This window comes from Okeania sp. SIO3B5, from assembly GCF_010692555.1.
Lineage (GTDB): Bacteria > Cyanobacteriota > Cyanobacteriia > Cyanobacteriales > Microcoleaceae > Okeania.
The window spans coordinates 1-26,058 of the sequence record NZ_JAAHHG010000105.1; the positions used below are offsets into that span (position 1 = coordinate 1).

Annotated in this window: 15 protein-coding genes; 7 read left to right on the plus strand and 8 right to left on the minus strand. The window is 36.8% G+C overall.

Translation table 11 applies throughout. The features are described from left to right. Positions 1–623: 623 nt before the first annotated feature. The 4 genes from F6K54_RS16070 (at position 624) to F6K54_RS16085 (ending at position 10,432) form a co-directional block, all read left to right on the plus strand. The gene (locus F6K54_RS16070) at positions 624–2,546 is read left to right on the plus strand and encodes an HlyD family efflux transporter periplasmic adaptor subunit (RefSeq protein WP_293079159.1); all 1,923 of its coding nucleotides are present in this window, start codon (positions 624–626) and stop codon (positions 2,544–2,546) included. A 674-nt stretch (positions 2,547–3,220) separates the two neighbouring features. Next, entirely contained in the window at positions 3,221–6,688 is a 3,468-nt protein-coding gene (locus F6K54_RS16075; protein WP_293079161.1) for a CHAT domain-containing tetratricopeptide repeat protein, read from the plus strand. After that, the gene (locus F6K54_RS16080; protein ID WP_293079163.1) at positions 6,675–6,830 is read left to right on the plus strand and encodes a hypothetical protein; all 156 of its coding nucleotides are present in this window, start codon (positions 6,675–6,677) and stop codon (positions 6,828–6,830) included. The genes F6K54_RS16075 and F6K54_RS16080 overlap by 14 nt, the downstream gene beginning before the upstream one ends. 491 nt (positions 6,831–7,321) lie before the next feature. Continuing rightward, the gene (locus F6K54_RS16085) at positions 7,322–10,432 is read left to right on the plus strand and encodes an efflux RND transporter permease subunit (protein ID WP_293079165.1); all 3,111 of its coding nucleotides are present in this window, start codon (positions 7,322–7,324) and stop codon (positions 10,430–10,432) included. A 559-nt stretch (positions 10,433–10,991) separates the two neighbouring features. Here F6K54_RS16085 and F6K54_RS16090 read toward each other — a convergent pair. The 4 genes from F6K54_RS16090 to F6K54_RS16105 form a co-directional block, all read right to left on the minus strand. After that, the gene (locus F6K54_RS16090; protein ID WP_293079167.1) at positions 10,992–12,437 is read right to left on the minus strand and encodes a HEPN domain-containing protein; all 1,446 of its coding nucleotides are present in this window, start codon (positions 12,435–12,437) and stop codon (positions 10,992–10,994) included. A 340-nt stretch (positions 12,438–12,777) separates the two neighbouring features. Beyond that, a complete protein-coding gene (locus F6K54_RS16095; protein ID WP_293079169.1) occupies positions 12,778–13,203 on the minus strand; it encodes a putative toxin-antitoxin system toxin component, PIN family in 426 nt (141 codons plus the stop codon). After that, the gene (locus tag F6K54_RS16100; protein WP_293079171.1) at positions 13,196–13,414 is read right to left on the minus strand and encodes a hypothetical protein; all 219 of its coding nucleotides are present in this window, start codon (positions 13,412–13,414) and stop codon (positions 13,196–13,198) included. The genes F6K54_RS16095 and F6K54_RS16100 overlap by 8 nt, the downstream gene beginning before the upstream one ends. Positions 13,415–13,446: 32 nt before the next feature. Next, positions 13,447–13,659, minus strand: coding sequence for a CopG family transcriptional regulator (locus tag F6K54_RS16105; RefSeq protein WP_287277506.1), 213 nt, complete (start codon positions 13,657–13,659; stop codon positions 13,447–13,449). Between the two features lie 959 nt (positions 13,660–14,618). Here F6K54_RS16105 and F6K54_RS16110 point away from each other — a divergent pair. Beyond that, on the plus strand, positions 14,619–17,720 hold the full coding sequence (locus F6K54_RS16110) for an efflux RND transporter permease subunit (protein WP_293079174.1): 3,102 nt from the start codon (positions 14,619–14,621) through the stop codon (positions 17,718–17,720). Next, positions 17,720–18,325 carry a pentapeptide repeat-containing protein gene (locus F6K54_RS16115; protein WP_293079176.1) on the plus strand — a complete coding sequence of 202 codons (606 nt, stop codon included), beginning with the start codon at positions 17,720–17,722 and terminating at the stop codon, positions 18,323–18,325. Before F6K54_RS16110 ends, F6K54_RS16115 begins: the two co-directional genes overlap by 1 nt. 437 nt (positions 18,326–18,762) lie before the next feature. On the opposite strand, the gene F6K54_RS16120 is transcribed toward F6K54_RS16115, so the two are convergent. The 4 genes from F6K54_RS16120 to F6K54_RS16135 all read right to left on the minus strand — a co-directional run bounded on the left by F6K54_RS16120 (position 18,763) and on the right by F6K54_RS16135 (position 24,008). Beyond that, on the minus strand, positions 18,763–19,404 hold the full coding sequence (locus F6K54_RS16120; protein WP_293079178.1) for a peroxiredoxin-like family protein: 642 nt from the start codon (positions 19,402–19,404) through the stop codon (positions 18,763–18,765). Positions 19,405–19,697: 293 nt separating this feature from the next. Next, entirely contained in the window at positions 19,698–20,276 is a 579-nt protein-coding gene (locus tag F6K54_RS16125) for a TetR/AcrR family transcriptional regulator (RefSeq protein ID WP_293079180.1), read from the minus strand. A gap of 700 nt (positions 20,277–20,976) precedes the next feature. Then, positions 20,977–22,077 (minus strand): aldo/keto reductase, encoded by a 1,101-nt coding sequence (locus F6K54_RS16130; RefSeq protein ID WP_293079182.1) that lies wholly within the window; start codon positions 22,075–22,077, stop codon positions 20,977–20,979. A 989-nt stretch (positions 22,078–23,066) separates the two neighbouring features. Beyond that, entirely contained in the window at positions 23,067–24,008 is a 942-nt protein-coding gene (locus tag F6K54_RS16135) for a DUF3768 domain-containing protein (protein WP_293079183.1), read from the minus strand. Positions 24,009–25,185: 1,177 nt separating this feature from the next. Between F6K54_RS16135 and F6K54_RS16140 the strand changes: the two genes are divergently transcribed. Continuing rightward, on the plus strand, positions 25,186–25,557 hold the full coding sequence (locus F6K54_RS16140) for a hypothetical protein (RefSeq protein ID WP_293079185.1): 372 nt from the start codon (positions 25,186–25,188) through the stop codon (positions 25,555–25,557). Positions 25,558–26,058: the final 501 nt, after the last annotated feature.

Consider the following 26,058-nt stretch of genomic DNA (forward strand, 5'->3'; position numbering starts at 1 on the left):
TATTGGTCGATTGGATATGGTGAGGAGACCCGAAGAGTGACAGAGCCGCTCCGCTTTATATGTTGCGGAGCAAAACGCCATCCTTCGACCGCTTTTTTTCCTTAACCTACTATATATAGCGTTTCAATGTAAACTTTGATTTCATTAATGCACCCTAATGAGCTAACACACTATGTTAAATTGGGGTGGGAAAGGGTTCATCTAAATTTGATGTTGAGCAATTAAGAATAGCGCGGAACCCGCCCCTACTATTACACCATTTTGTGTCACCCCGTGAGGGTTGAATATTTATTTGATGAACACTTTTTCATGCTAAATAAACAGCGAAGCGATCGTTCTCACCTAAATCTTTATGTTCGGGATAATACCAAGCCTCAAAAACTTTTCTATGTTTTCTCGAGCGGGGGAGTAGGGAAATCGTTGCAATTATTTCAAACGTATGTTTTAATTAAAATAAATCAAACGATTGTTTTAAATGTCCATTTTTAGTCAAACTTAAAGGAGCTTTCAGCGGTCAGCTGTCAGTTTTGCGCATTTGCGGAGCATTCCGGTACGAAAATGCTAAAAGCTGATGCTATTTAACAAAAATCCTATAATCTCTACTTGAGTTAAAACGTAAAGCAATGACAGAGAAAAAATTGCTAGACTCTAAACCCCATGAAATTAATGGCAAAGTGGAAATCTTCACTGAAAAGATGGAAACTTTACCAATTCAGTCAGAAGTTACTAATTTCAAGCCAAAAGACAAAGATAAGAATGCAAAACTTATTCGTGTTGGCCTGGCGTTAGTGACTTTAGGAATAGCTCTTGGCGGTCTAAAATTTATTCAGGAGCGGAATATTTCTGCCAAACCAAACTTAGAAACCACTCTTCCCAATATTCTATCCGTTCCAGCTATCCCCATTAAATTAGTAAACTCCTATTCCGTTTCCCAAAGTTACACAGGAATTGTAGAAGCCAAAAGAACCAGTGAATTAGGTTTTGAACAATCTGGTTTACTGACATCTATATATATAGAAGAAGGAGAAGAAGTAACTAAGGGAACAGCGATCGCTCAACTGGACACTAGCCAAACAAAAGCTCAAAAAGCAGTATTAATAGCACAGAAAGATAGAGCGATCGCCACTCTCAAAGAACTAGAAAACGGAGCAAGGCCAGAAGTAATTGCAGCCACCCGTGCATCTCTGGCCCAAGAACAAGCAAAATTACGGGAGTTGCAAACCGGGCCCAGACCAGAAGTAATTGCAGCGACTCGTGCATCCCTACTCCAAGAACAAGCAAAGTTACAGGAGTTGCAAACCGGGCCGAGACCAGAAGTAATTGCAGCGACTCGCGCATCCCTACTCCAAGAACAAGCAAAGTTACAGGAGTTGCAAACCGGACCGCGTACTGAAGATATTGAAGTTGCTCGTTCGGGAGTTTTGGACTTAGAAGAACAATTAAATCTGGCTCGCCTTCAGGAGAAACGACGTCAAGAACTTTATACCGAAGGAGCAATTTCTCTAGAGCAGTTTGATGAAGCTTCAACTCAGGCAGATACTTTACAAGCAAGATTGGAGCAAGCAAAGAGCGAACTAGAGAAACTGGAAACAGGAACTCGTAGGGAACAAGTAGAAGCTCAACAAGCGCGGGTACGTCAGGCGCAAAGTCAGTTAGACGAACTTATTGCTGGAACTCGCAGGGAACAAATTGAGGCTCAACGAGCTAGGGTAAGTCAGGTGCAAAGTCAGTTAGACGAACTTATTGCTGGAACTCGCAGGGAACAAATAGAAGCTCAACGAGCTAGGGTAGGTCAGGTGCAAAGTCAGTTAGACGAACTTATTGCCGGAACTCGTAGCGAACAAATAGAAGCTCAACAAGCAGAAATTAGACGTTTCGAGGCACAAATTTCAGAAATTGATGTTGTTCTGAGAAAGAGTACTCTATTTGCACCTTTTTCGGGTACTGTTTCAGTCCGACATTTAGATGAGGGAGTTGTGGTTAATGCTGGTCAGGGTGTTGTGCGTTTGGTTGAGGGTGGTGAAAGGAAAGTTCGGGTTGGGGTGCCACCAGCGAATACTTCCAGTCTGAGAATTGGTAGTCAGCAGGAGGTTAGGGTGGGAGAGACAATTTATAATGCAAGAGTGTTGTCGATATTACCGGAAGTAGATTCTATGACTCGGACGCAAACTGTGATTTTGGCACTACCTCAAAGTATTGCACCTGGTACTGTTGTTCGTCTGGGATTAAATCAGACTTATGGGATGGAAGGATATTGGTTGCCTACTTCTGCTTTAGTTTGGGGAGAGCGGGGGTTGTTGGCAAGTTATGCTCTTGTACCGCCTTCGCAGTCAGATTTGGATTTACCTGCGGGAACTTATCAGACTGAAAAACGAATGGTTGAAGTGTTGCATACAGAGGGAGACCGGAGTCTGGTGCGGGGGGTATTGCAACCGGGGGATTTGATTGTGACTAATGGAACAAATCAATTAACACCAGGACAGTTTGTGAAGTCAGAAGTAGGGGTGATTCGCGAATCACCCCTACAGAAGTCAGAAGTTAGATGAAATTTAGGCAACTTTGTATTTGTAGGTTGGGTTGACGTAAGGAAACCCAACAAAAATTTGTAATTTTTGAGTGGCGAGATATGCTTAACCTGAATGATAACTTTGTAGGTTGGGTTGACATCCGGAAACCTAACAAAGATTTGTAATTGTTGGGTTGCGCTATCGCTTAACCCAACCTACTGAATACTAAAGGTTTTATACCTGCCAAGAAATAAATTTCTTGGCTGAGAGCTGAAGTCCATTTTAATGGACTAATACCAGATTGATAAATGTTTGCTACAAATATCTAGGGTATTTCTTAGGAGTCAGGAGTCAGGAGTCAGGAGTCAGAATGGATGGCTTTAATACCATTTTTTAGGGCGTAAGTTATCTTTTTTGTCAAAGGGACATCTCATGTAAAGTCTTTTTATCGCTCTTACTATTCGTAACATTCTTTTTTCAAATTGGTATAATAGACATCTCCAGAAAATAAACTTACCCTTTATTTGACAACTGACAATGAGGCTCGTAGTTTTGTTCTAGCCCAGAGATAAAAAATAGTCTTCTTCAGAAGACTTTTGCTATGAGCCAGGGATTTCAATCCCTGGTGGATAGAATCTCATCTGCATATCTTTTTTCAAACAAGAAGTATATTAATATGAAATTTTCTAGTTGCTAAGAAAGGGGTAATATCTATGGTTTCTCCGATACGATGGTTGTCTATTCTGAGTGTTAATAGTCTGATGTTATTTAATGTCGGTTTTTCTGTATTAATGTTGCCAAGTATTTTGAATAAGGGAGAAGTTGCTGCTCAAAGCAACCCTGATGCTGAAGCAGAAAAAATCTTTGATGAAGGAATGAAACTGTATCAGGAAGGAACAGCAGAATCTCGGAGGAGAGCGATCGCTAAATGGGAAAAGGCACTATTACTATTTAGAAAAACTGGCAACTTAAGAGGGGAAGCAGTTATACTTACTGGTATTGGCCGTGTATACGATCTCTTAGGAGAAAAACAACTTGCACTCAATTACTACAATCAAGCTTTACCTCTATCTCAGCAAGTAGGCGATCGCCGTGAAGAAGCAGTTGTTCTTAATAATATTGGTAGTGTCTACGATAGCTTAGGAGAAAAACAAACAGCACTCAATTACTACAATCAAGCTTTACCTCTATCTCAGCAAGTAGGCGATCGCCGTAGGGAAGCAACGACTCTCAATAATATTGGCAGTGTCTACAACAGCTTAGGAGAAAAACAACTTGCACTCAATTACTACAATCAAGCTTTACCTATACTTCAGCAAGTAGGAGATAAAGGTGGGGAAGCAACGACTCTCAATAATATTGGCTTTATCTATAATGAGTTAGGAGAAAAACAAACAGCACTTAATTACTACCAACAAGCTTTACCTCTATCTCAGCAAGTAGGCGATCGGCTTAGGGAAGCAACGACTCTCAATAATATTGGCGTTGTCTATAATGAGTTAGGAGAAAATCAAAAAGCACTCAATTACTATAATCAAGCTTTACCTCTCAGACTGCAAGTAGGGGATCGGCGTGGGGAAGCAAGAACTTTCAATAATATTGGCCTTGTCTATAATGAGTTAGGAGAAAAACAAAAGGCACTTAATTACTACCAACAAGCTTTACCTCTATTTCAGCAAGTAGGAGATAAAGGTGGGGAAGCAATAACTCTCAATAATATTGGCAGTGCCTACCATAGCTTAGGAGAAAAACAAACAGCGCTTAATTTCTACCAGCAAGCTTTACCTCTATTTCAGCAAGTAGGCGATCGGCGTAGGGAAGCAACGACTCTCAATAATATTGGCAGTGCCTACAATAGCTTAGGAGAAAAACAAACAGCGCTTAATTACTATAATCAAGCTTTACCTATACTTCAGCAAGTAGGAGATCAAGGTGGGGAAGCTACCACTCTCAATAATATTGGCTTTGTCTATAATGAGTTAGGAGAAAAACAAACAGCGCTTAATTTCTACCAGCAAGCTTTACCTCTATCTCAGCAAGTAGGCGATCGGCGTAGGGAAGCAATAACTCTCAATAATATTGGTACTGTCTACGATGAGTTAGGAGAAAAACAAAAGGCCCTCAATTTCTATAATCAAGCTTTACCTATAAGACGGCAAGTAGGCGATAAAGGTGGGGAAGCTACCACTCTCAATAATATTGGCTTTGTCTATAATGAGTTAGGAGAAAAACAAAAGGCTCTCAATTTCTATAATCAAGTTTTATCTATAAGACGGCAAGTAGGCGATAAAGGTGGGGAAGCTACCACTCTCAATAACATTGGTAGTGTTTACGATGACTTAGGAGAAAAACAAAAGGCACTCAATTTCTACAATCAAGCATTACCTATAAGACGGCAAGTAGGCGATAAAGGTGGGGAAGCTACCACTCTTTCTAATATCGCTTGGCTCAAACGTAGCCAAGGTAAACTCACCGAAAGCCTAACTTTCATAGAAAAATCCCTAGAAATAATCGAATATCTCCGTACCAAAGTTGATAGTGCTGAACTCCGCGTCTCTTACTTTGCCACCGTCCAGGCTAGATACCAATTCTACATCAACTTACTCATGCAACTGCACCAACAAAACCCCAACCAAGGTTATGACTCCAAAGCCTTCCACGCCAGCGAACGCAGTCGCGCCCGTACCCTCCTCGAACTCCTCAACGAAGCTAGTGTCGATATCCGTCAAGGAATAGAACCCCAACTTGTTACAGCAGAAAGAAAACTCCAAGAACAACTCAATACCATCGAAACCCAACGCATCAAACTCCTCAGTGGAGAATACACCCCCAAACAAAAAGCTAATATAGAACAAACAAGAAACCAACTCATAGATGAATACGACAAACTCCGCGCCAAAATTCGTACTGCTAGCCCAAATTATGCAGCCTTAACCCAACCTCAACCCCTAACTCTCAAAGAAGTTCAACAACAGGTATTAGATGACGATACCTTACTCCTACAATATGCACTAGGTGAAGAAAGCAGTTATTTGTGGGCAGTCACCAAAGACAGCATCCACAGTTATCAACTTCCTCCTGAAGCAGAAATTAAAAATGTTGCTATAGAGTTGATGGTGAGAATAACAAGTCCACGGGAACCCAACGACATAGCAAAAGTTGATAGTGCTGCTGATGCTCTGACAGAAATTCTGATCGAACCTGTTGCTAATAAATTAAACAAAAAACGTCTATTAATAGTTGCCGATCGCTTCTTACAAGAAATTCCTTTTTCTGCTTTATCAATACCAAATACTGATGGAGAAAGTGATGGTTATCAACCTTTAATAGTCAACCACGAAATAGTAAATCTCCCTTCTGCTACTACTATTGCCAATATCCGCAACGGTACAAAGTCTCGGAAACTTGCTCCGAAAAAAGTTGCTATTATTGCCGATCCAGTATTTAGCCCTGATGATACTAGACTCATTTCAGTGAACAGTGATCAGTTATCAGTTATCAGTGGTAAAACCACGACAGCACCTACGTCAGAAAACCGCAGTCGAGCTTTTCCCCTAGAGGCAAAACAATTAGATAGAGCAGCCAGAGATGTTGGTATTAAGTGGGATAGACTTCCGGCTACTCGCACTGAAGCAAAAGCAATTATGGCTTTAATACCAGAGTCGGAACGCACTCAAGCTTTTGATTTCCAAGCCAACCGGAAAACTGCAACCAGCAAGGAATTAGGCCAATATCAGATTGTGCATTTTGCCACCCACGGTTTTGCTAACGGTAAGCAACCAGAATTATCAGGGGTTGTCATGTCGTTAGTAGATAAAAATGGTAACTGGCAAAATGGTTTCCTCCGACTGAATGATATTTTCAATCTGAATTTACCAGCAGAATTAGTAGTATTGAGTGCGTGTCAAACAGCTCAGGGAAAGGATATTAAAGGAGAAGGTTTGGTAGGGTTGACAAGAGGGTTTATGTATGCAGGGGCAAAACGGGTAGTAGGTTCGTTGTGGGTTGTGGATGATACTGCAACGGCGGACTTGATGTCGCAGTTTTATCAGGGGATGTTGGAGCAGGAGTTGTCGCCTGTGGAGGCGTTGCGGGCAGCACAATTACAGATGTTGGAGGTTGGGATAAATCCTTATTATTGGGGAGCATTTACATTACAGGGGGAGTATGATTCAAGATAGTTTAGCAAGGTTTGTGGAATGGGCATCTTGCCCGTTCCTGATATTTTCGTGGCAGGCAGGATGGGGGATGCAGAAGGGAAAGAAAGGTTCAAAATATTATATAGAAGCACTGATCGTATCTTTGCTAATGTTGGGTTTTTAGGCCAAGAAGTGAGGATATTGATATTTAATTACTATAGATAGATATCTCCAACAATCAAAAATCATGCTCTTTTATTGCACTGTTATTCATCAATTCTTTCCCCTCCTGGGAGGGGGAGGGGCGAGGGGTGGGTTCCCTGCTCCCTACTCCCTACTCCCTATGCATGGAGGAGATGCTTAATAGATCCGTTTAGGGCTTCTATATAACTGATAACTGATATCATGTCCGCTGGTATCGTTTGTGTAAACCCAAAGACTACTTTGTAGGTTGGGTTGACGTAAGGAAACCCAACAAACAACAAAGATGTTTCAATAATTAATAATTAATAATTAATAATTAATAATTACCTCTCCTTGAAAACGGATAGGATTGACTCAAAGGAAAATTTTTCTTTTTATCCCCTTAAAAGGGGAGGCTTTAAACCTTAATTATTCGGTAATTGTTGGGTTGCGCTGTCGCTTAACCCAACCTACTAGATACTTAGACTGAAAATGACTACTTTATTTTATCGCAATTTTCGCTTATTAATTCTGGCAATATTGGTAATTCTCACCTGGGGAATTTCAGCTTTTTTCACGTTGCCACGACTTGAAGATCCTGAATTAGTTCCTCGCATAGCGGTAGTAACAACTTTTTTGCCTGGAGCTGATGCTGAACGAGTTGAAGCTTTAGTTACAGAAAAAATAGAGGAAGAATTATCTGAAATTGAGGAAATTAAAAGCTACGAATCAGACTCTAGGGCGGGTAGTTCAATTATTACTATTGAATTGTTAGATTCTGTTGAAAAGGCTGATGCTGATGCGGTTTGGTTAAGAATTAGAGAGCGATTAAATAGAGCTGCTCCTGAATTACCTGTGGGTGCAAGTCCGCCACGACTAGAAGAGGTTGAAATTAAGGCTTATGCTTTAATTGCAGCTTTAATTTGGGAACAAGATAGCGAACCTAATTATGCAATTATCAATCGTTTATCTGAGTTATTGAAAGATGAATTTTTGGGATTATCGGGAACAGAAAAAGTTGATATTTTTGGCAAGCAAGATGAAGAAATTGTAGTAGAAATTGACCAGGCGCAGTTAGCTAGTATTGGGCTAACGCCTGAACAATTATCAACACAAATTAAACAGAGTGATGCTAAAGTTTCAGCAGGTTTACTACGCAGTAAAAATAATGATTTACTATTAGAAATAGAATCAGATTTAGATTCTTTAGAAAGGATTCGGAGTATTCCAATTAATTTTAGTGAACAAGGACAATTTGCTCTACTTGGCGACATTGCTGAAGTGAGGAAAACTATTATTAAACCATCAAGAGAATTAGCATTAATTAATGGTCGTCCTGCTGCTGCGTTAGGGGTATTTGTAAAATCAGATTATCAAATAGACCTTTGGGCAAAAACAGCAGAAGCAGAAATTGATAAATTCCGCAAACAACTAGGTAAAGGTCTGAAACTAGAGATTATTTTTAATCAAAGTAATTATATTGAAAATCGTCTAGATAGTCTGATTTTAAATTTGTTTATTAGTGGATTTCTGGTATTTGCAATTACAGTCTTTTTAATGGGTTGGAAATCTGCAATTGTTGTTGGTTTAGCCCTACCTTTATCAACTTGTATTGTTCTAGGTTCGATGGGATTGCTAAATATACCTCTACATCAAATGTCAATAACTGGAATAATTGTAGCTTTAGGGCTATTAATTGATACAGCAATTATTGTTGTTGATGAAGTTAGTCAAAGTATAGCTTCAGGTTTAAAATCGGAAGTGGCAATTACTAAAGCAATTCATCATTTATTTATGCCTTTAATGGCATCAACTTTAACTACAGCTCTGGCATTTTTACCCATTGCATTAATGCCTGGTCCCTCTGGAGAATTTGTTGGTAGTATTGGTATTAGCGTAATTTTAGCTGTGCTTTCTTCACTATTAATATCAATTACTATCAGTTCGGCAATAACTGCAAAATTATACCAAAATCCCAATCGTAATTCGTGGCAAAAAACTAAACAGCGATGGTGGAAAACGGGATTTTCAAACTCTTATTTAACTCAAATTTATCAACTAAGTTTACGCAGTGTATATAGTTCTCCTTTGTTAGGAATATTATTAGGTTTAATTTTACCAATAACTGGTATAGTTCAGCTAGGAACTCTCCCCCAACAATTCTTTCCTCAAGTAGATAGAGACCAAGTTCAAATTGAATTAGAATTGCCTGCTCTCACCTCAATTGAAAAAACAAGAAACACTGCTATGCAAGTCCGAGAACTAATTTTACAGCACCCAGAAATTGATGAATTACAGTGGTTTTTAGCCCGTAGTGCACCCAAGTATTACTATAACTTAAAAGTAGGTAAAGAACGATATCTCAATTATGCTCAAGGATTTGTACAGCTAAATACGATCGCTAAACCAGAATTAGTTAACAGAATTCAAGCAGAAGTCGATCGCGCATTTCCTGAAGCTCAAATTTTGGTGCGACTATTGGAACAGGGGCCTCCTTTTGATGCGCCAGTAGAACTACGAATTTATGGTCCCAACTTAGAGCGTTTACAACAAATAGGAGAACAAGCAAGAGCGCTATTAGCTCAAACTCCCAAAGTAACTCATACCCGCAGTACCTTAAACGATGTTCGGCCTCAACTAAAACTGTTAGTGGATGAAAAAGAAATTCGTTTAGCAGGACTCGATCGCGCTGCTGTTTCGCAACAGTTAGATACTTTACTAGAGGGAAATTTGGGAGGTTCTGTTCTTGAAGGTGTTGAAGAATTACCAGTGCGAGTGCGAGTGTCAAATTCTCAAAGAGGAGACTTTAGCCAAATTAAATCCTTAGATTTACAACCGACTGGTTCGAGTCTCAACCAAAATCGCCTGAATGCAACAGACACAATACCTCTATCAGCTTTAGCAGAAGTAGAATTAGAACCACAATTTTCAGTCATTAGAAGGCGTAACGGTAGAAGAGTAAACTCCATTCAAGGTTTTATCGCTGCTGGAGTTTTACCTTCAGAAATTTTCACAAAATGGCAGCAAAAGTTAAATGATGCAGACTTTGAAATACCATCTGGGTACTGGTCCGAAGTTGCTGGAGAGGCAGAACAGCAAGGCAATGCTCAAGGAAATCTTTTCTCAACTCTGCCACTTATATTATTGTTATCAGCCTCAATTTTGGTGTTATCCTTAAATTCATTCCGAGCAGCTTCCATCATTGGTTTAGTTGCTATTTGTGCCGTAGGATTAGGATTCTTTAGTTTATGGCTATTTGGCTATCCCTTTGGGTTTATGAGTCTGATCGGCACATTTGGTTTAGTGGGAATTGCCATTAATGACTCAGTTGTAGTTCTGGCTGCCATCCTGGAAGATCCGGAAGCATCTCAAGGCAACCGTCGAGCTACCCGAAAAGTAGTCCTACGTTCAACTCGTCATGTAATTGCTACAACTTTAACGACAATGATTGGTTTTGTACCTTTATTATTAGGAGGCGGTAGTTTTTGGCCTCCTTTGGCAGTAGCGATCGCTGGTGGTGTTGGTGGCTCAACATTGGTAGCTCTTTATCTTGTTCCCTGTTCGTATTTATTGATGGCTAATTTTGGTAGAAGTAATAATTGATAATTGATAATTAGGGTTTGCTGAAAAAGTCTTATGGGTGAGGGTAGGAGACAGGAGACAGGAGACAGGAGACAGGAGAAATGGGAATGAGCGGGGAGGTAGGAGTAAGAATTGTAAGAATGATTTTTCTACCCAACTATGCGCCTAAAATACTAACTTTTTGAGTGTTTTAGACTGAAACAGGCGCACTGCAATTCGACCCTAAAAAGCCTAAAACCTTTATCTGTAAATGCTTTTATATTTAATCAGTAAGCCCTAATTAGATGTAGGTTGGGTTTCCGCTTCCTCAACTCAACCTACATCTAATACATATTGGTGTTTTTCTAATGGCAAAGTACGCCATTTATTGAGTAATATTTGTTCGTTTGGATTCTATATAATATCATGTTCGGATAATCAGTTATAAAAAAACTTGATCCCCTTTAACCCTTTCTTCCCTTCTGCCTCCTGCCTTCTGCCTTCTGCCTTCCTTCGTCCAAAGTGTAAGTATTCAACCGAACATGATATAACTCATCTGTCAACACGAAATAAGAAGTCATAATTTATATCAAGGCATTTTTCATAAGTTTTCTTTAGGACAATCAAAATACTTCTTTTTTCTTACTCTCTCGAGTGTATATTGATATCGAAGATTTCTGTTAAGTAACTGGTAACATTCCTTTGAATCAAAACCTAGTTCCATCAAAAAGCAAGCTTGCAAAATGAAAGAAAGTAATTCTATTAACTCAGATAACTCTTCTAATTTAGCTAATTTTTTATTCTCGTGAACCAAATCGTTTCTAGTTTCTGTAATTTTCTCACAAAACCATTTTTTATCAATTAATTGACTGGTTATTTCTGGTATTAATTCAGTTAAATATATTAACCGTTTTTTTAGTTTTAAGCCCTTAGGCTGAAGTTTGTCTTCTGCCCATTTTTTATACTCATCAGAAAGACTATCTAGACTATCTAGACTAGATATAACCGTATCTAGACGCTTCTTTTCAGACTCATCATCTGGCAAATTTTTTTTGTCTGTTTCTGTTCGACGACGATGATAAGATTCTGCAGCATAAACAAGATTTAGAAATTGATTTTCTAAGTACATATCTGGTTTATATCTGATACTGAAGAATAAATTAAAAATACTAGCTAATCTTTCCCAAGAATCAAACCATTTGTTCAGAACCGAGGAAAAATCACTCTTAATCTTAATATAAGATAAAGATAAAAGCATATCAAGTTTAATAAATAATTTATCTGTTTTTTTTCTCTCAGGGTATCTAGTTTGATAGATAGCTTTTATAGGCATTTCGTCTAGAATGTCACGGCTATTTACTCTGTGTAGAAGATCGCCGTGACGGGAATAAAGTGTTAATTCAGTAATGTAGTTAGTTCTATCAGTTGCAAAAGTTATAAAATTATTTAGAGGATGTATGAATTTAGAGTCAAAATCTTTAAATGAAAGTTCTTGATTTGGTTGAATGATGAATGATGCAAATTGCTTAAAGTCAATATTTACACAAGACTTGTTGGAGTAACGATAATCAAGAGAAAATTTTCCATCTTTTGTAGTTCCTTCAATCGTTTCAGGGCGAGTATATATAAATCTTAATTCTTCTTCTTTATCCTGATATGGTAATTTAGGTTCTTCTCTAATACGAGGTAAGTCAGCCCAGTCAGATAAATAACTATACTGTACTTCAGCTTTATGAAACAATATTTCGTCTGTTTTAGTGTTAGTAAAGTATCTGCCAATTAAAGCAAACTTTGAATAACATACTTCACTTGAAAAAGTAGTACAATCACAAAGAGTAATAATCTCTCCATCTGCAAATCCTAAAATAATTGAAAAATCAAGAGTTGATTCCAATTCTCCAGTAAATGAGCCTACTTTCAGTTGGAGAAATGAACCCATTAGTTGAAGTTTAATTCCTTCATCATTTGTAAATGTCAGAGTACCAGGCATTTTTTTATCTTCCTTGAAGGGCAACCACCAATATCCTGAATATTCTATATTTTCCATTTTTCAACCTCTAATAATTAAGTATTACTAAGACTCAACTTTTTAACACTATCCCCTAATTTTTTAATTTCGCGCATAGCTTAAATAATAACATTAATTTTCGACACTGGTTGCGTTCTATTTGGTTCCTTGTTGTTATTTACTTCTGGCGAATTTTGGCAAAAGTAATCAAGGAGTCGAGTCGGAAGAGTAGGAAATGTGGGGAGGGTGGGAAGTTTGTCGGAGTAGCAGGAGCAAGATGCTCCCAGTTTTCCCTAGATTCCTAACTACCACCAAAATATTACAACTAAAATAGAATTGCTATATATATTCTCTCTCTCCTTATTTTCTGGTATCTATTTCATGGTTTTATGTCTTTAATAAATTCTAAAAATTGCTTTGGAGTTAAAATAGGAATTCCTTCAAATGGATTCAATTCTAATAAGTCTTTATCTCCTGTTATAATATGAGTGGCTTGGCCATTAACAGCAACGTCTAAAAATTTATCATCTTTTGGATCTCTACATTTATTGACGATTTCAGATACTAAAATCTGTTCTGATTCTAGCTTAATCTTTGCCAGAAATTGAGAACGAATATCTAGGGGAATATATTTATCAAATTTTGAACGAGTCAAGACTTCTTGTAATTCTTGAAATGTTACATCAGAAAATAAAATAGTACCAATTTTTCTGGCTTCTTTAAAAGCAATGTCAGGAAGAGATGATTCAATCAAAATACTACTGACTAAAATATTGGTATCAATAACTAATCGTAGTTTATTCATCTTCCAGTATTTGGTCTAAAATTTCTTGTGTTAATCCATTTGCTTTAGCTTGTTCCTGCATTTCTTGTATAATTTGTGCTAAAGATTTCTCTTGTATAATTGATTTAAGCAAATCATTAACAATTGTTTGGATTTTTTGCTGTTTTTCTGGTTCTGCTTCTCGGTAAGCTTTGGCAATTTCAGGGTCAACTTGAATCGTAATATTTTCCATGATAAATTAAAATTAATTAACCTATGTTTATTCTAGCGATTGAAAGTTATTTCTGTTTTAGAGGATAAGTCCGATCTGCCACTTGAACCCATTCCAACTGATTTAGGTAATTTTTGAGTTTTTTTAGTAAGATAATCGGTGATTAATTCTTGGATAATTTCAGGAATAGATTTTCCTGTTTGAGTAGCTAATTTTTGTAGATTAGCTTCAGTTTCTTCTGGCAAATAAATCGTTGTTGATTTCATTAGTAAGATTCTCAATAAAAACAAATACTTGGGTGCATCTCAATTTTGAATAAAGCCAAAAAATTATTGCTTTTAGGCAACAGCTCATCTGGCAACAGGCAACAGGAATTATATAGGAAAAAAGTATTTTTGCAAATATGAGATGCACCCAAATACTTTAATTATAGATCATTATTGAACACTATCTTCAATTATCCTAATTTCTTCCTCTGTTAACCGATACAATTGTAGGGTTTGGTGTCCCAACACCTACATTTTTCGGCGTTGATGATTTGAGGTATTATATCATGTCCGGTAGCATCGGTATTGTATAGAACCCCTAAGTGTATCTTCATAAATATTAAGTTTTTTGGCTAGGAGACAGGAGACAGGAGGTAAGAGGGAAGAAGGAAGATGTGGGGAGAAATAATACAAAAAATTCAACACTCCTTATAGCTGGTTTTTCCTCAAAATTGATCGGCGAAAAAACTTGACTACCATAATTATATAGATCTCAAATGGGTTCTATAGCAAAGGTAGGGAACAGGGAACAGGGAACAGGGAGGAATACTTAAGAGCAAGAAAAAAAACTTAAATTTCCTATAGATATTCACCTTTGAATTTACACAAACGATACCAGCGGACATAATATTATTTCTGTAAGCATTCAGCCGTCAGCAATCAGCAATCAGCTATTGCTTTTAGTTTACGATCAAAGCTTTATTAATTGTCTTGCTACAAAAGTTGGCTCCCTTGCCCTTAAAGTCTATATTTAAATTTAAGTACTGTCCTTAAGAAGAAACTTTTGTTGCTGAGAGCTGACAGCTAATAGCTGAATGCTTACTTATTTCTTGTCCGGATAAGAGTACAAACAAAAAACTTTCTTCCTCTACTATTCTTTCTTCTTCTTTCTTTCCTCCTGACTCCTGTACGGGCGAGCAGAAAAACTGATAACTGTTAACTGTTAACTGATAACTGAAATGGCGACCTTATTTTATCGGAACTTGCGATTATTAATACTAACCATACTAATTATTGTGGTCTGGGGAGTATCATCTTTTTTAACATTGCCACGACTTGAAGATCCAGAATTAACCTCCCGCTTTGCAGTCATCACAACTTTTTGGCCGGGAGCTGATGCGGAACAAATAGAAACATTAATCACAGAAAAAATAGAAGAAGAGCTATCTGAAATTGAAGAAATTAAAACTACAAATTCAACTTCTAAAGTAGGAAGTTCAACTATTAGTATTGAATTATTAGATTCAGTTCATAAAGCAAAGGTAGACACAGCTTGGCTAAAAATTAGAGACAAATTAAATCAAGTTACTCCCCAATTACCTGCTCGTACAAGTCAGCCACGATTAGAAGAACTTGAAGCTAGAGCTTATACCATGATTACTGCTTTAACTTGGGAACAAGATACAAAGCCCAATTATGCGATTCTTACCCGTTTATCTGAATCATTAAAAGATAAATTATTAGCATTACCAGGAACAGAAAAAATCGCCGAAATTGGTAATCCTCAAGAAGAAGTATTAGTAGAAATTGATGCCGCTCAATTAGCTAGTATTGGTCTCACCGTTCAACAATTATCAGCACAAATTCAACAAAGTGATGCTAAAGTTTCTTCCGGTCAATTTCGCAGTCAAAATAATGATTTACTTCTAGAAGTTGATTCAGATTTATATTCCCTAGAGCGGATTAGAAATATTCCAATTAGCTTTAATAACCAAGGGCAATTTACTCTACTTGGAGACATTGCTAAAGTGAGAAAAACAATTGCTGAACCAGCAAATGAACTAGCATTAATTAATGGTCATCCTGCTTCTGCTTTAGCTATATTTGTCAAATCAGATTATCAAATAGACCTCTGGGCAAAATCAGCAGAAGCAGCCATAGAAAAATTCCGGCAAGAGCTTAGTCAAGGTCTAAAACTTGAGATAATTTTTAATCAAAATAATTATATTCAAGCTCGTTTCAACAGTCTGATGTTAAACCTGTTAGTGACTGGAATGCTGGTATTTGGAATTACATTATTTTTAATGGGTTGGAAATCTGCAACTGTTGTGAGTTTAGCATTACCCTTATCAAGCTGTATGGTTTTAGGGATGATGAAGCTTCTGAATGTTTCTGTAAATCAAACCTCAATAATTGGATTAATTGTAGCTTTAGGATTATTGATTGATACAGCAATTATTGTTGTTGATAGAATTACTAAAAATATGGTTTTTGGATTGAGCGCTGAAACTGCTATTAATGATGCAGTTAATCATTTATTCCTGCCATTAACAGCATCAACTTTAACTACAGCTCTAGCGTTTTTACCAATTGTTTTAATGTCTGGTCCTGGTGGAGAATTTGCGGGTGGTATTGGCATTAGTGTGATTTTAGCTGTTATTTCTTCTTTAATATTTTCTCTAACCATAGGTTCTGGTGTAGCAGGCAAACTATATCATATCTATCATTATTATTCGCATTATATTCAACGAAAATGGTGGCAGACTGGGTTTGCAAATTCCTCTTTGACTAAACTTTACAAAGTCAGTCTACGAAGTGTATTTAGAAGTCCATGGTTAGGAATATTATTGGGTTTAATTTTACCGATAACTGGTTTCATTCAAGTCATAATTCTCCCCCGACAATTCTTTCCTCCAGCAGAAAGAAATCAACTGCAAATAGAATTAGAATTACCTGGTTTAAGCTCCATTGAAAAAACAAAAAATACGGCTATAAAAGTCAGAAATCTAATGTTAAAACATCCAGAAATTGAAGAAATACAGTGGTTTTTAGGACGTAGTTCCCCTCGGTATTTCTACAACTTAGCATCAGGTAGACAAGACCCAAATTATGCTCAAGGAATTTTACAGTTAAATTTAATTGCTAAACCAGAATTTGTTAATGCACTCCAAGCAGAAGTTGATACTCAATTTCCTGACGCTCAAGTTTTGATTAGACAATTAGAACAAGGACCTCCCTTTGATGCACCAGTAGAAATGAGAATTTATGGTCCTAACTTAAATCGTCTACAAGAATTAGGACAACAAGCAAAAAGTCTTTTAGTTCAAGTTCCTAACGTAACTCACACCCGCGACACTTTAAGCGAAATTCGACCCCAACTACAACTACAAGTGAATGAGGAAGAAGTTCGTTTAGCAGGATTAGATCACGCTACTGTTTCACAACAGTTGGAGACCTTACTGGATGGAAATTTAGGAGGGTCAATAATTGAAGATACTGAAGAATTACCAGTGCGGGTGCGAGTATCGAATGCTCAACGGGGAGACATTAGTCAAATTACATCTCTAGATTTACAACCGACTGGTTCCAGTTTAAATCAAAACCAATTTAGTTCAACTAACACAATACCCCTGTCAGCTTTAGCAAAAGTAGAATTAAAGCCAGAATTTTCTCTTATTAAAAGACGTAATGGCAGACGGGTAAACTTGATTCAAGGTTTTGTTGCTGCTGGGGTTTTACCTTCTGGAGTTTTGCAGGATTGGCAACAAAAGTTGAATGATTCAAACTTTGAGTTACCATCCGGGTATTGGCTGGAAGTTGCTGGAGAGTCAGAAAAACAAGGTGAAACTGAAGCAAATTTGTTTGCTACAGTGCCTCTAGTGTTGTTGTTAGCAGTTTCAATTTTAGTTTTATCCTTAAATTCCTTCCGAGCAACTGCCATTATTGGGGGAGTCGCTATTTGTGCTATTGGTTTAGGATTTTTCAGTTTATGGTTATTTGGCTATCCCTTTGGTTTTATGAGTCTCATCGGTACATTTGGTTTAGTGGGAGTTGCCATTAATGATTCAGTAGTAGTTTTAGCTGCCATTTTGGAAGACCCCAAAGCATCCACTGGCAACCGTCGAGCTATGCGTCAAGTCGTTATGTGTTCCACTCGTCATGTAGTTGCCACAACTTTAACTACAATGATCGGGTTTGTTCCTTTATTGGTACAAGGTGGTCTTTTTTGGCCTCCTTTGGCGATAGCGATCGCTGGTGGTGTAGGTGGTTCAACACTCGTTGCTCTCTATCTTGTTCCCTGTTCGTATTTATTGATCGCTAATTTTGGGAGAGGAAAATAATGAGTAAAATTTCTGAAATTACCATAGAAGAATTACTAGAACTTTATGCTGCCGGACAGCGAGATTTTACTAGATACACAATCAAACACACAGACCAATATTTCGAGAACGGGATCGACTTAAGGGGAGTAAAATTTAGAGGAGATAGCTTGGAAGCCATATTTTTCTCCCTAGAAAACAGTAACTTGAGTAGAGCCGATCTTAGAGGTATTAACTTTCGCAAAGCTAACCTAGACTGCTGCAATTTAAGCGAAACTTTACTCAACAAAGCTTCTTTATGGTGTGCTGATCTAAATAGAGCCAACCTAAGTGGGGCTAACCTAAGTGGAGCTAGTCTAAGTGGGACTACCTTTATAACAGCTAATTTGAAGGGAGCTAATTTGAGCAAGACTAAGCTTTATGAAACCTCTTTCAATTGTGCCGATCTCAGCGGTGTAAATTTTAGCGATGCCAAGATTAATGGTCCAGTTTGGTTCAATGAAGCTAATTTAACTCAAGTTGACTTCACAAAAGTTATCTTAGATATTGGTTGGGATGAAATTAGTTTTAAAGAAGCTTATTTTGAAAATACAATTATGCCAGATGGCAGCATCCGTAACAGTTAATCGTAAGCATTTAGCCATCAGCTAGCCTCCTAACGGAGGAACTGCGTTATCAGCTATCAGCTATGAATTGTTAACTGATTACCACACGCTCTGGAGGAATTAGTCTCTAAGAAGAATTAAAATTTATGAATAAATTGGTCTCCTTTAGCTAACCTTAGAAAGTTATTACGTTTAAAAGCTGAATACGAGCGCATTCCGCAGGAAAAGCTAAATGTTAATAGCTGAATGTTTACAGTTAATCTCGGTCTCAATAAACTCAAGAAAATCCCCTAACTATTCCAGAAAAATCAGGGGATTTATAAATTTTTCACTCGTCAATTGAACAATAGTTTACAGCGATAAAAAACTTTATTCTCTTCTTCCTTCTTCCTTCTTCTTTCCTAGCTCCTGACTCCTGTACGGGCGATTCGCGAATCGCCCCTACTGACTCCTGAATCCTAATTATTTAACACATTAATAATCTCTTCTGGATCGAGACGTTGTGTATAATCTGGGTTAACAAAAGCATGAATAATTGTACCATCTGAGGCAATTACATAAGTTGCAGGAATTGGTAATTCAAAACTTTCATCACCGTTATAAGCTGGTAAGTCAACGCCAAAACTTTGATATATTGGGCGTAATTCTTCAGGCATTTGAAATACTAAACCAAATTTTTTAGCAACTTGATTTCCACTATCGCTTAAGACTTCAAAAGTTAATTCGTTTTTCTCTGTTGTGGAAAGAGAATTATCTGGCGTTTCTGGAGAAATTGCGATTAATTTTGCTCCTAATTCTGTGATTTGTGGCAGATACTTTTGTAAACCTCTTAATTCCATACTGCAATAAGGGCACCATCCGCCACGATAAAAAGAAATTACTACAGGACTTTCTACAAGTAGTGAATTTAATTCTACTATTTTACCTACTGCATTTGGCAAGCTAAAGTTAGGAACTTTGTTTCCTACTTTTAAGCTATTGTCAACAATATCGGAGTTGGCTAAATCAACTACAGCTTTATTCATTTTTGCTTTTGCATCTTCTGGTAGTTGGGCTTGTATTTCAGCTTGGAGTTCTTGTAAGTTTTTGGTTAATTCCATGGTATTTTCTCCTATTTTTTAGAATGATTGTTCCAATTAAGGTAAAAAAATGAGTAGTCAGTAAATTAATCTATAGCAAGAAACAAGTTGCTTAGGATATAGACTAATGATGAATCTAAAACAGGAAAATGTTTTTATCCCTGTTCCCTGTTACCGAATAATTAAGGTTTAAAGCCTCTCATAAGCAAGGAGAAGCAAGAAAAAATTTTCCTTTGAATCAATCCTATCCGTTTTCAAGGAGAGGTAATTATTAATTATTAATTATTAATTATTAATTATTGAACTGTTTCCTGTTATAAAACAGAAAGAGCCATTTTAGCTATATCTTGTAATGCTTTTCGGTCAGGATTAACTTTAGAAATTACCCGTAAACCTTGTAAACAACAAGTAAGAAATCTAGCTACGGCAGTGCAGTCATGTTTCTGGTTAATTTCACCTTTTTCTTGAGCTTGAGTTAAGGCTTTTTCCAGTGCATTTTCAATCCCTTGAATCTTAGCAGCAATTTGTTTAGCACTGTCTGGGTTGTTGCCACCAAGTTCAACAGCAGTGTTTGTGACTAAGCAGCCTTTACGATCTTCATCTGTTACGGCAGAATCAATCATACCATAAAAGATATCTACAATAGTTTGTTTAGAAGCATCATCAGCTTCCAGTTTACTAATCATCGGTGCCACAAGTCTAGAGTCGTAGTAGGCGATCGCTTCGTGAAACAGAGATTGCTTATCGCCAAAAGTATCATAAAGACTGCCTCGGTTGATACCCATCTTATCCACTAAGGTTTGTATGGAAGTGCCCTCATAGCCATAACACCAGAAGGTTTGCATTGCCTTCATTAATACTTCATCTCTGTTGAACTCTTTCTGCCTGCCCATCACCTTTGATTTTAACTGCTGATATTTTTAATATAGCAATTCTGGAATGATTAGTCAAGAATTTAGAATTTAGAATTTAGAATTTAGAATTTAGAATTTAGAATTTAGAATTTAGAATTTAGAATTACCTCTCCTTGAAAAGAAGAGGATTGGGTTAAAAGGGAATTTTTTTCTTCTCTTAGTCGATTGGATATGGTTAGGTAACCCATCCATCCCTCAACCGTTTTTTTCTCCATGAATGGAGAGTCAAGTAGTGGACTGTTTCATCTTAAATGTTGCATTAGAAAATGGGGTGATGGGGGGATGGGGTGATGGGGGGATGGGGTGACGAAAAAAGCGCTCTGCACTATTTTAGGTGAAACAATCCAGTAGGGTGCGTTAATGAAATGTAACGCACCATCTAGATTTTAATGAGGAGTTACGCACTGACAATATATGTAGGGTTGTGGTGTGTTACGCTCACGCGCTTCACACCCTACTAGACTGACACAGCTAAAACTGTGCATTAGCTTTTAACTTGAAATTCTTACTTTTGACTTTTGAATGCATGACTTTTGAATTGAATCTAATGCACCATTTAAGGTGTGTCAGTCCACTACTGTACTACTACTCCCCATCTCCCCACACTCCCCTACTCCCCATACTCCCAGACCTATCCGTTTATCCGTGCCATAATCCGTGTGAGCCACTCCCCTACTAATCAACCTATTAACTGGGCAAAGTCCGCAGCATCTAATGGAGGAATGCTAGTTAAAGCCAGATTTTCTGCTACATGGTTAGGAGATTTCATTCCAACTAAGGCCGAAGATAAACCAGGCACACTACGGGTAAATTGGAGAGCGCGTACTGCATCTGTTTTCAGATTTTCGCCAAGACAATGAATGATATTTTGGGGAAGTTGCACCAGGTTTTTAGCTTGGGCAATGGAGGCACTAGCGATCGCATTAATACCCAATTGGTTTGCTGCGGTAATAGCAGGTAAAATTTTGCCGTCTACAGGTTGAGTAGGAGTACTAATTGCTTCTGGCATTGTCAAATTGACTGGCAGTTGAATAAATTGGAAGCGATCGCCTTTTCCACCTGCTATTTGTTGAGCAATAGATTTAGCTTTGGCTAAGTCTATGTGTTTTGTATCTGTTGGTGGTACTCGAAAGCCTTGCCAAGTAGCTATTCCATAAGCAGTTATTTTGCCAGCATCAGCAGCTTTTTCTAACACTGCAAAAACAGCTTTCAGACGACGATAAAATTCTTCTGGAGGAATAATTCCCAGTTGAGTTTCTGGATTATGTAAATAATAAATATCAATAGTTTCCACTCCCAAATTTGTTAAGCTGCGCTCTAGTTGATCTTGAATATATTCTGGGTGCATACAGTGAATTCCTGCCACCATATCTGTCATTTGAATATTAAATTTGGAGCTATCTACATACTCTTGTTTAAACCATTTTTCTCTTTCTCGATTAGGAATGAAACCACCCTTAGAACAAATAATTAATTCTGCTCGCGATACTATTTGCGATTCTATTAACTGAATAAGAGCTGCTTCAACACTCATTTCACCATGTTGAGACCGATAATTAATAGCAGTATCTATTAAATTTATCCCGCTTTTTACCGATTTAATAATTGCTTCTGTGACTAAATCATCTGTTGCAGCATCTGACGTTCCGAGATATGTGCCGATACCTATTGAACTCATTGTTAAACTATTAATTTCTCGGAAGTGTTTTCGGGTACATTTTGTTTGATGAAGTTGAGCATAAGACTTAGTTGCCGTTATTGTTGCTTTTCCTGAAATCACTATTTTATTCCTTAATTTTTTTTTCAGTTATTAATATCTTGAATACTGTTTTGCATTTATGAAAAAATCTATCTTATCCATCAATTAAACGCCAAAATCAGCCGTTTTTAGTAAGCTACAACTAATAGATAATTGGAGCTTATTGTAGATAATACCAGATTATTAGGTAATATCATGTCCGGATAATAGCGTGATAAAAAACCTTTTCCCTTCTAACCTTTTCTTTCCTTCTGCCTCCTGCCTCCTGCCTTCTGCCTTACCTCCTCCAAAGTGTAAGTATTCAACCGGACATGATATAACAGTTACAAGCCGCTAAACTTATTGATGGCACAGGAAATAATTGGTGAGGAAATAAACTGAATAATGAACCTTAGACAGGGAAAAACATTTCTTACCGAATAATTAATAATTAGGGTTTGCTGATTAAAGATCAAAGTCTTTACTGATATTGGTTTTAGCCTTTGTAGAACGTGAAAAAGTACCTGATTTTCGCCTTATAAAGCTCAAAAAATGAGTATTTTGGCGTATAGTGGGGCAGAGTTAGCAAGGGATAATTTTTCCGACTACCTCCTCTACAACTCCCTCCAAATCTTGACTCTTAGCTACTCCCTACTCCCTACTCCCTACTCCCTACTCCCTACTCCCTGTCTTAGCAAAAAGACTTATTCAGCAAACCCTAATTAATAATTAAATAATTCTGGTTTAAAGCCTCCCCTTTTAAGGGGAAAAAAAAGAAATAATGTTTCCTTATATTCAATTCCGTAACGGTTTTAACCAGAGGTAATTATCAATTATCCATTATCCATTATCAATTAATGAATGTTGTCTCCACCGAGTGCGCTACCAGGTGTGTCTAACGTGCGTTGTGCGCCAGCTAAACAAAAAAACTTTCTCCTTCTATTCCTCATTTCTTATTCTTTTTTCCCCTCCTGGGAGGGGCGAGGGGTGGGTTGACTCCTGACTTCTGACTCCTGGCTCCTGACTGATGTTTAATATTCATCAGCTCGTATTACCAATAAGACTCTAGTAGTTTTATTGATATCTTCTGGTGCATCTGATAGCATAATCATACTTGTATCTAGATAGTCAATTTTCCAAACGTATTCTACATCATCCATTGTAACTTGACCCGAATTATGTTCACCTCTAGGATCGTTTTCTGGTGTAAAATTAGAAAAATCTTGAATTTCTTTAAATAGTTGTTTTTGCTTTTTTCTTGGCAATGCTAATACTTGCCTACTCATTTTATATTCTCCTAAACTTTTATCCCCATTTCTAAAGCGGTCATTTAACTTAGCTATTGTTGTTTTTTTTACTTGTTCTTCTGTTGTTCTATTCCACAATTCTTGAGCAGAATATGCTAAATAATTAAATTTCTCAAACACACTTCTATCCCAAGATGAAACTGATTCAATTTTTGTTATTAAACTTGACCAATTTATTTGATTCTCAATTTTGATTGCTCTTTCTGGCTGAGTTTTATCTTCTATTAACAGTAGGGTTAAATATGGCATTTTTTGCAGCTTGTATAGAGGAGAAGGTAAAATATCTCCACCATAATGATTAATCCAGATTTGATAAATATAATCATTTCCAGATAACTTGAAAAGTACATATAGTGGTGCAACAAATATAGAACCTACTTTTGTGATAAAAACTCCTGCTTTAGCAGTCACTTTTACAGAATTTTCTAAGTTCCAACTTTTCCCTGAAGAAACTTTTAATAAAAATAATGGTTCATAATCTGTTGTTAACCCTGTTCCTCTAGATAGAGGCAAAAAAATTCGATCTTTTCCAGAACGAGAGTTAGTTAAAATCCAATTCCAAGTTGACGTACCTACTGGAGACTGACTAAATAGCTTAAAAAAATCATCTGGTTGAGGTTCAGGAAATTGTTTACGTTGATTTAATAATTGTTTATTTCTACTCATTTTTTCTACAATAGTTTGATTTTAAAGATTTTTTTTAGTTTCGCGGTTTTTATAGTTAACATTAACTGTGCCTTAATTTTTATACTTTGATTGGCACTAGAATGAAGCTATAGAATAGCAACTAATATCATGTCCGGATAATTAGTGATAAAAAAACTTTCTCTTTCTTTTCTTCTTTCTTCCCTCCTTAATTCTAAATTCTGAATTCTGAATTCTAAATTCTGAATTATGAGTAGTTTATTTATAACTGTTCAACCGGACATGATATTACCTCTTAGATTTTATAATAGCTTAACTACAGAATAAAGTAGAAAGTAGAAAAATTAATTAAGATTTCAGTTGATTTTGGCTACGAGATTTTATTATGACCGAAAAATTGTGGGTATGTGCCTCTCCTTTTAAGGGGATAAAAAAAGAGCATATTCTTTATGTCAAGTCTCTTACTTTCCTAGGTCATGCTGCGCAAACAGCAAGAGGTACTGATAACTTATAACTTAAATGACCAGCTTTATAGCTAAATCTATGTTGAGTGTTTTGGCCAAAATGTCCTATTGATTAACTTACGTTTAAGTAGTGAAATTTTTTCTTGGTGTAGGTATTAAGTATTACACAGTAAAAATATGAAAACTTTGAAAAAATATGGATTCAAATTTATTTGATTAATTTAGGTCAGTAACATAACTTAAAACTTGATATTTTTATCAATAGCTAAAACTTATAATGTAAGCATTCAGCTATTAGCGTTTCCTACGGAATGCTCCGCAAACAGCTCTCAGCTTTTTAATGAATAGACTTCTTGCAGAAGTCATGGGATAGGAAATAAAGAGATGAAATAAACAATTTCATCTCTTGAATTGATTGAATTAAATTTTTACCAGAGATTTAATACCAAGGGTGATAAATGTTTGTTACAAATAGACATCTCCAGAAAAGAGGGAGTAGGGAGTAGGGAGTAGGGAGTAGGGGGAAATAATTGACAATTTATGTACCATAATTGATTTGATTTTTTATTATTGGAGATGTCTAATGGTAGAAGTAAGAAAGAAGGAAGAGGGAAGACAAAAGATATCAAAAGTGTATTTGCTTAGTAGTGTATCTATGAATATAAGGTACGATATAAGTAGAACATGGTAAAATTTGGGGACTATTTTTGTATTGATATAGAAAATTAACTCTAATGGTAAATGTAAGTGGAAGTTGGTTAGGTACTTATTGGCAACAGGGAAATCCTACAAGATTTGAAGCTACTTTGATTCAAGGTGGTAATACTTTGAGTGGAAATATATTAGATGACAGTTATTTAGGAGAAGCTATATTAAAAGGTGAAATTATTGGACGTAAAATTAGTTTTACAAAGCTTTATCTTAGAAATTCAAAATACATTATTTATTATGTTGGAACTGTTGCTGAAGATGAAAATTTTATGCAAGGAAAATGGCAAATAGGTAGATCGACATCTGGAATTTGGGAAGCCAGCAGAAGTAATGAAGACCTAATGATTGAGTTGAAAAATTTTCTCTCTAAAAAGTTCCCTATTTCTTTGAGTTAATTGCTAATAATATATAGTTATAGTTAATATAAATAAGTTAAAAGATTGAAAAAAACAGAAAGCAGTGGGAGCTGTTTGCGCAGCATGACAAACGGAAAGGCAGAAGTTCTCATTGCTTATACAGGACTTACGCAAATTGACTTTTAAACCAGCATTTATAGGGGTAAATATTATTCTTTCTCGTTATATGTATAGTCTCTGCTTCATTAATTGATAATTGATCATGGATAATTGATAATTACCTCTGGTTAAAACCGTTACGGAATTGAATATAAGGAGATATTATTTATTCTCTTAGTCGATTGGATATGGCTCCGAGACCCGAAGAGTGACAGAGCCGCTCCGCTTTATATGTTGCGGAGCAAAACGCCATCCCATCCTACGGAATGCTCCGCAAACGACCGCTGTCTTGGTCGATTGGATATGGCGAGGGGACCTCGCCATACCTCGACCGCTTTTTTTCCCTTAAAAGGGGAGGCTTTAAACCAGAATTATTTAATA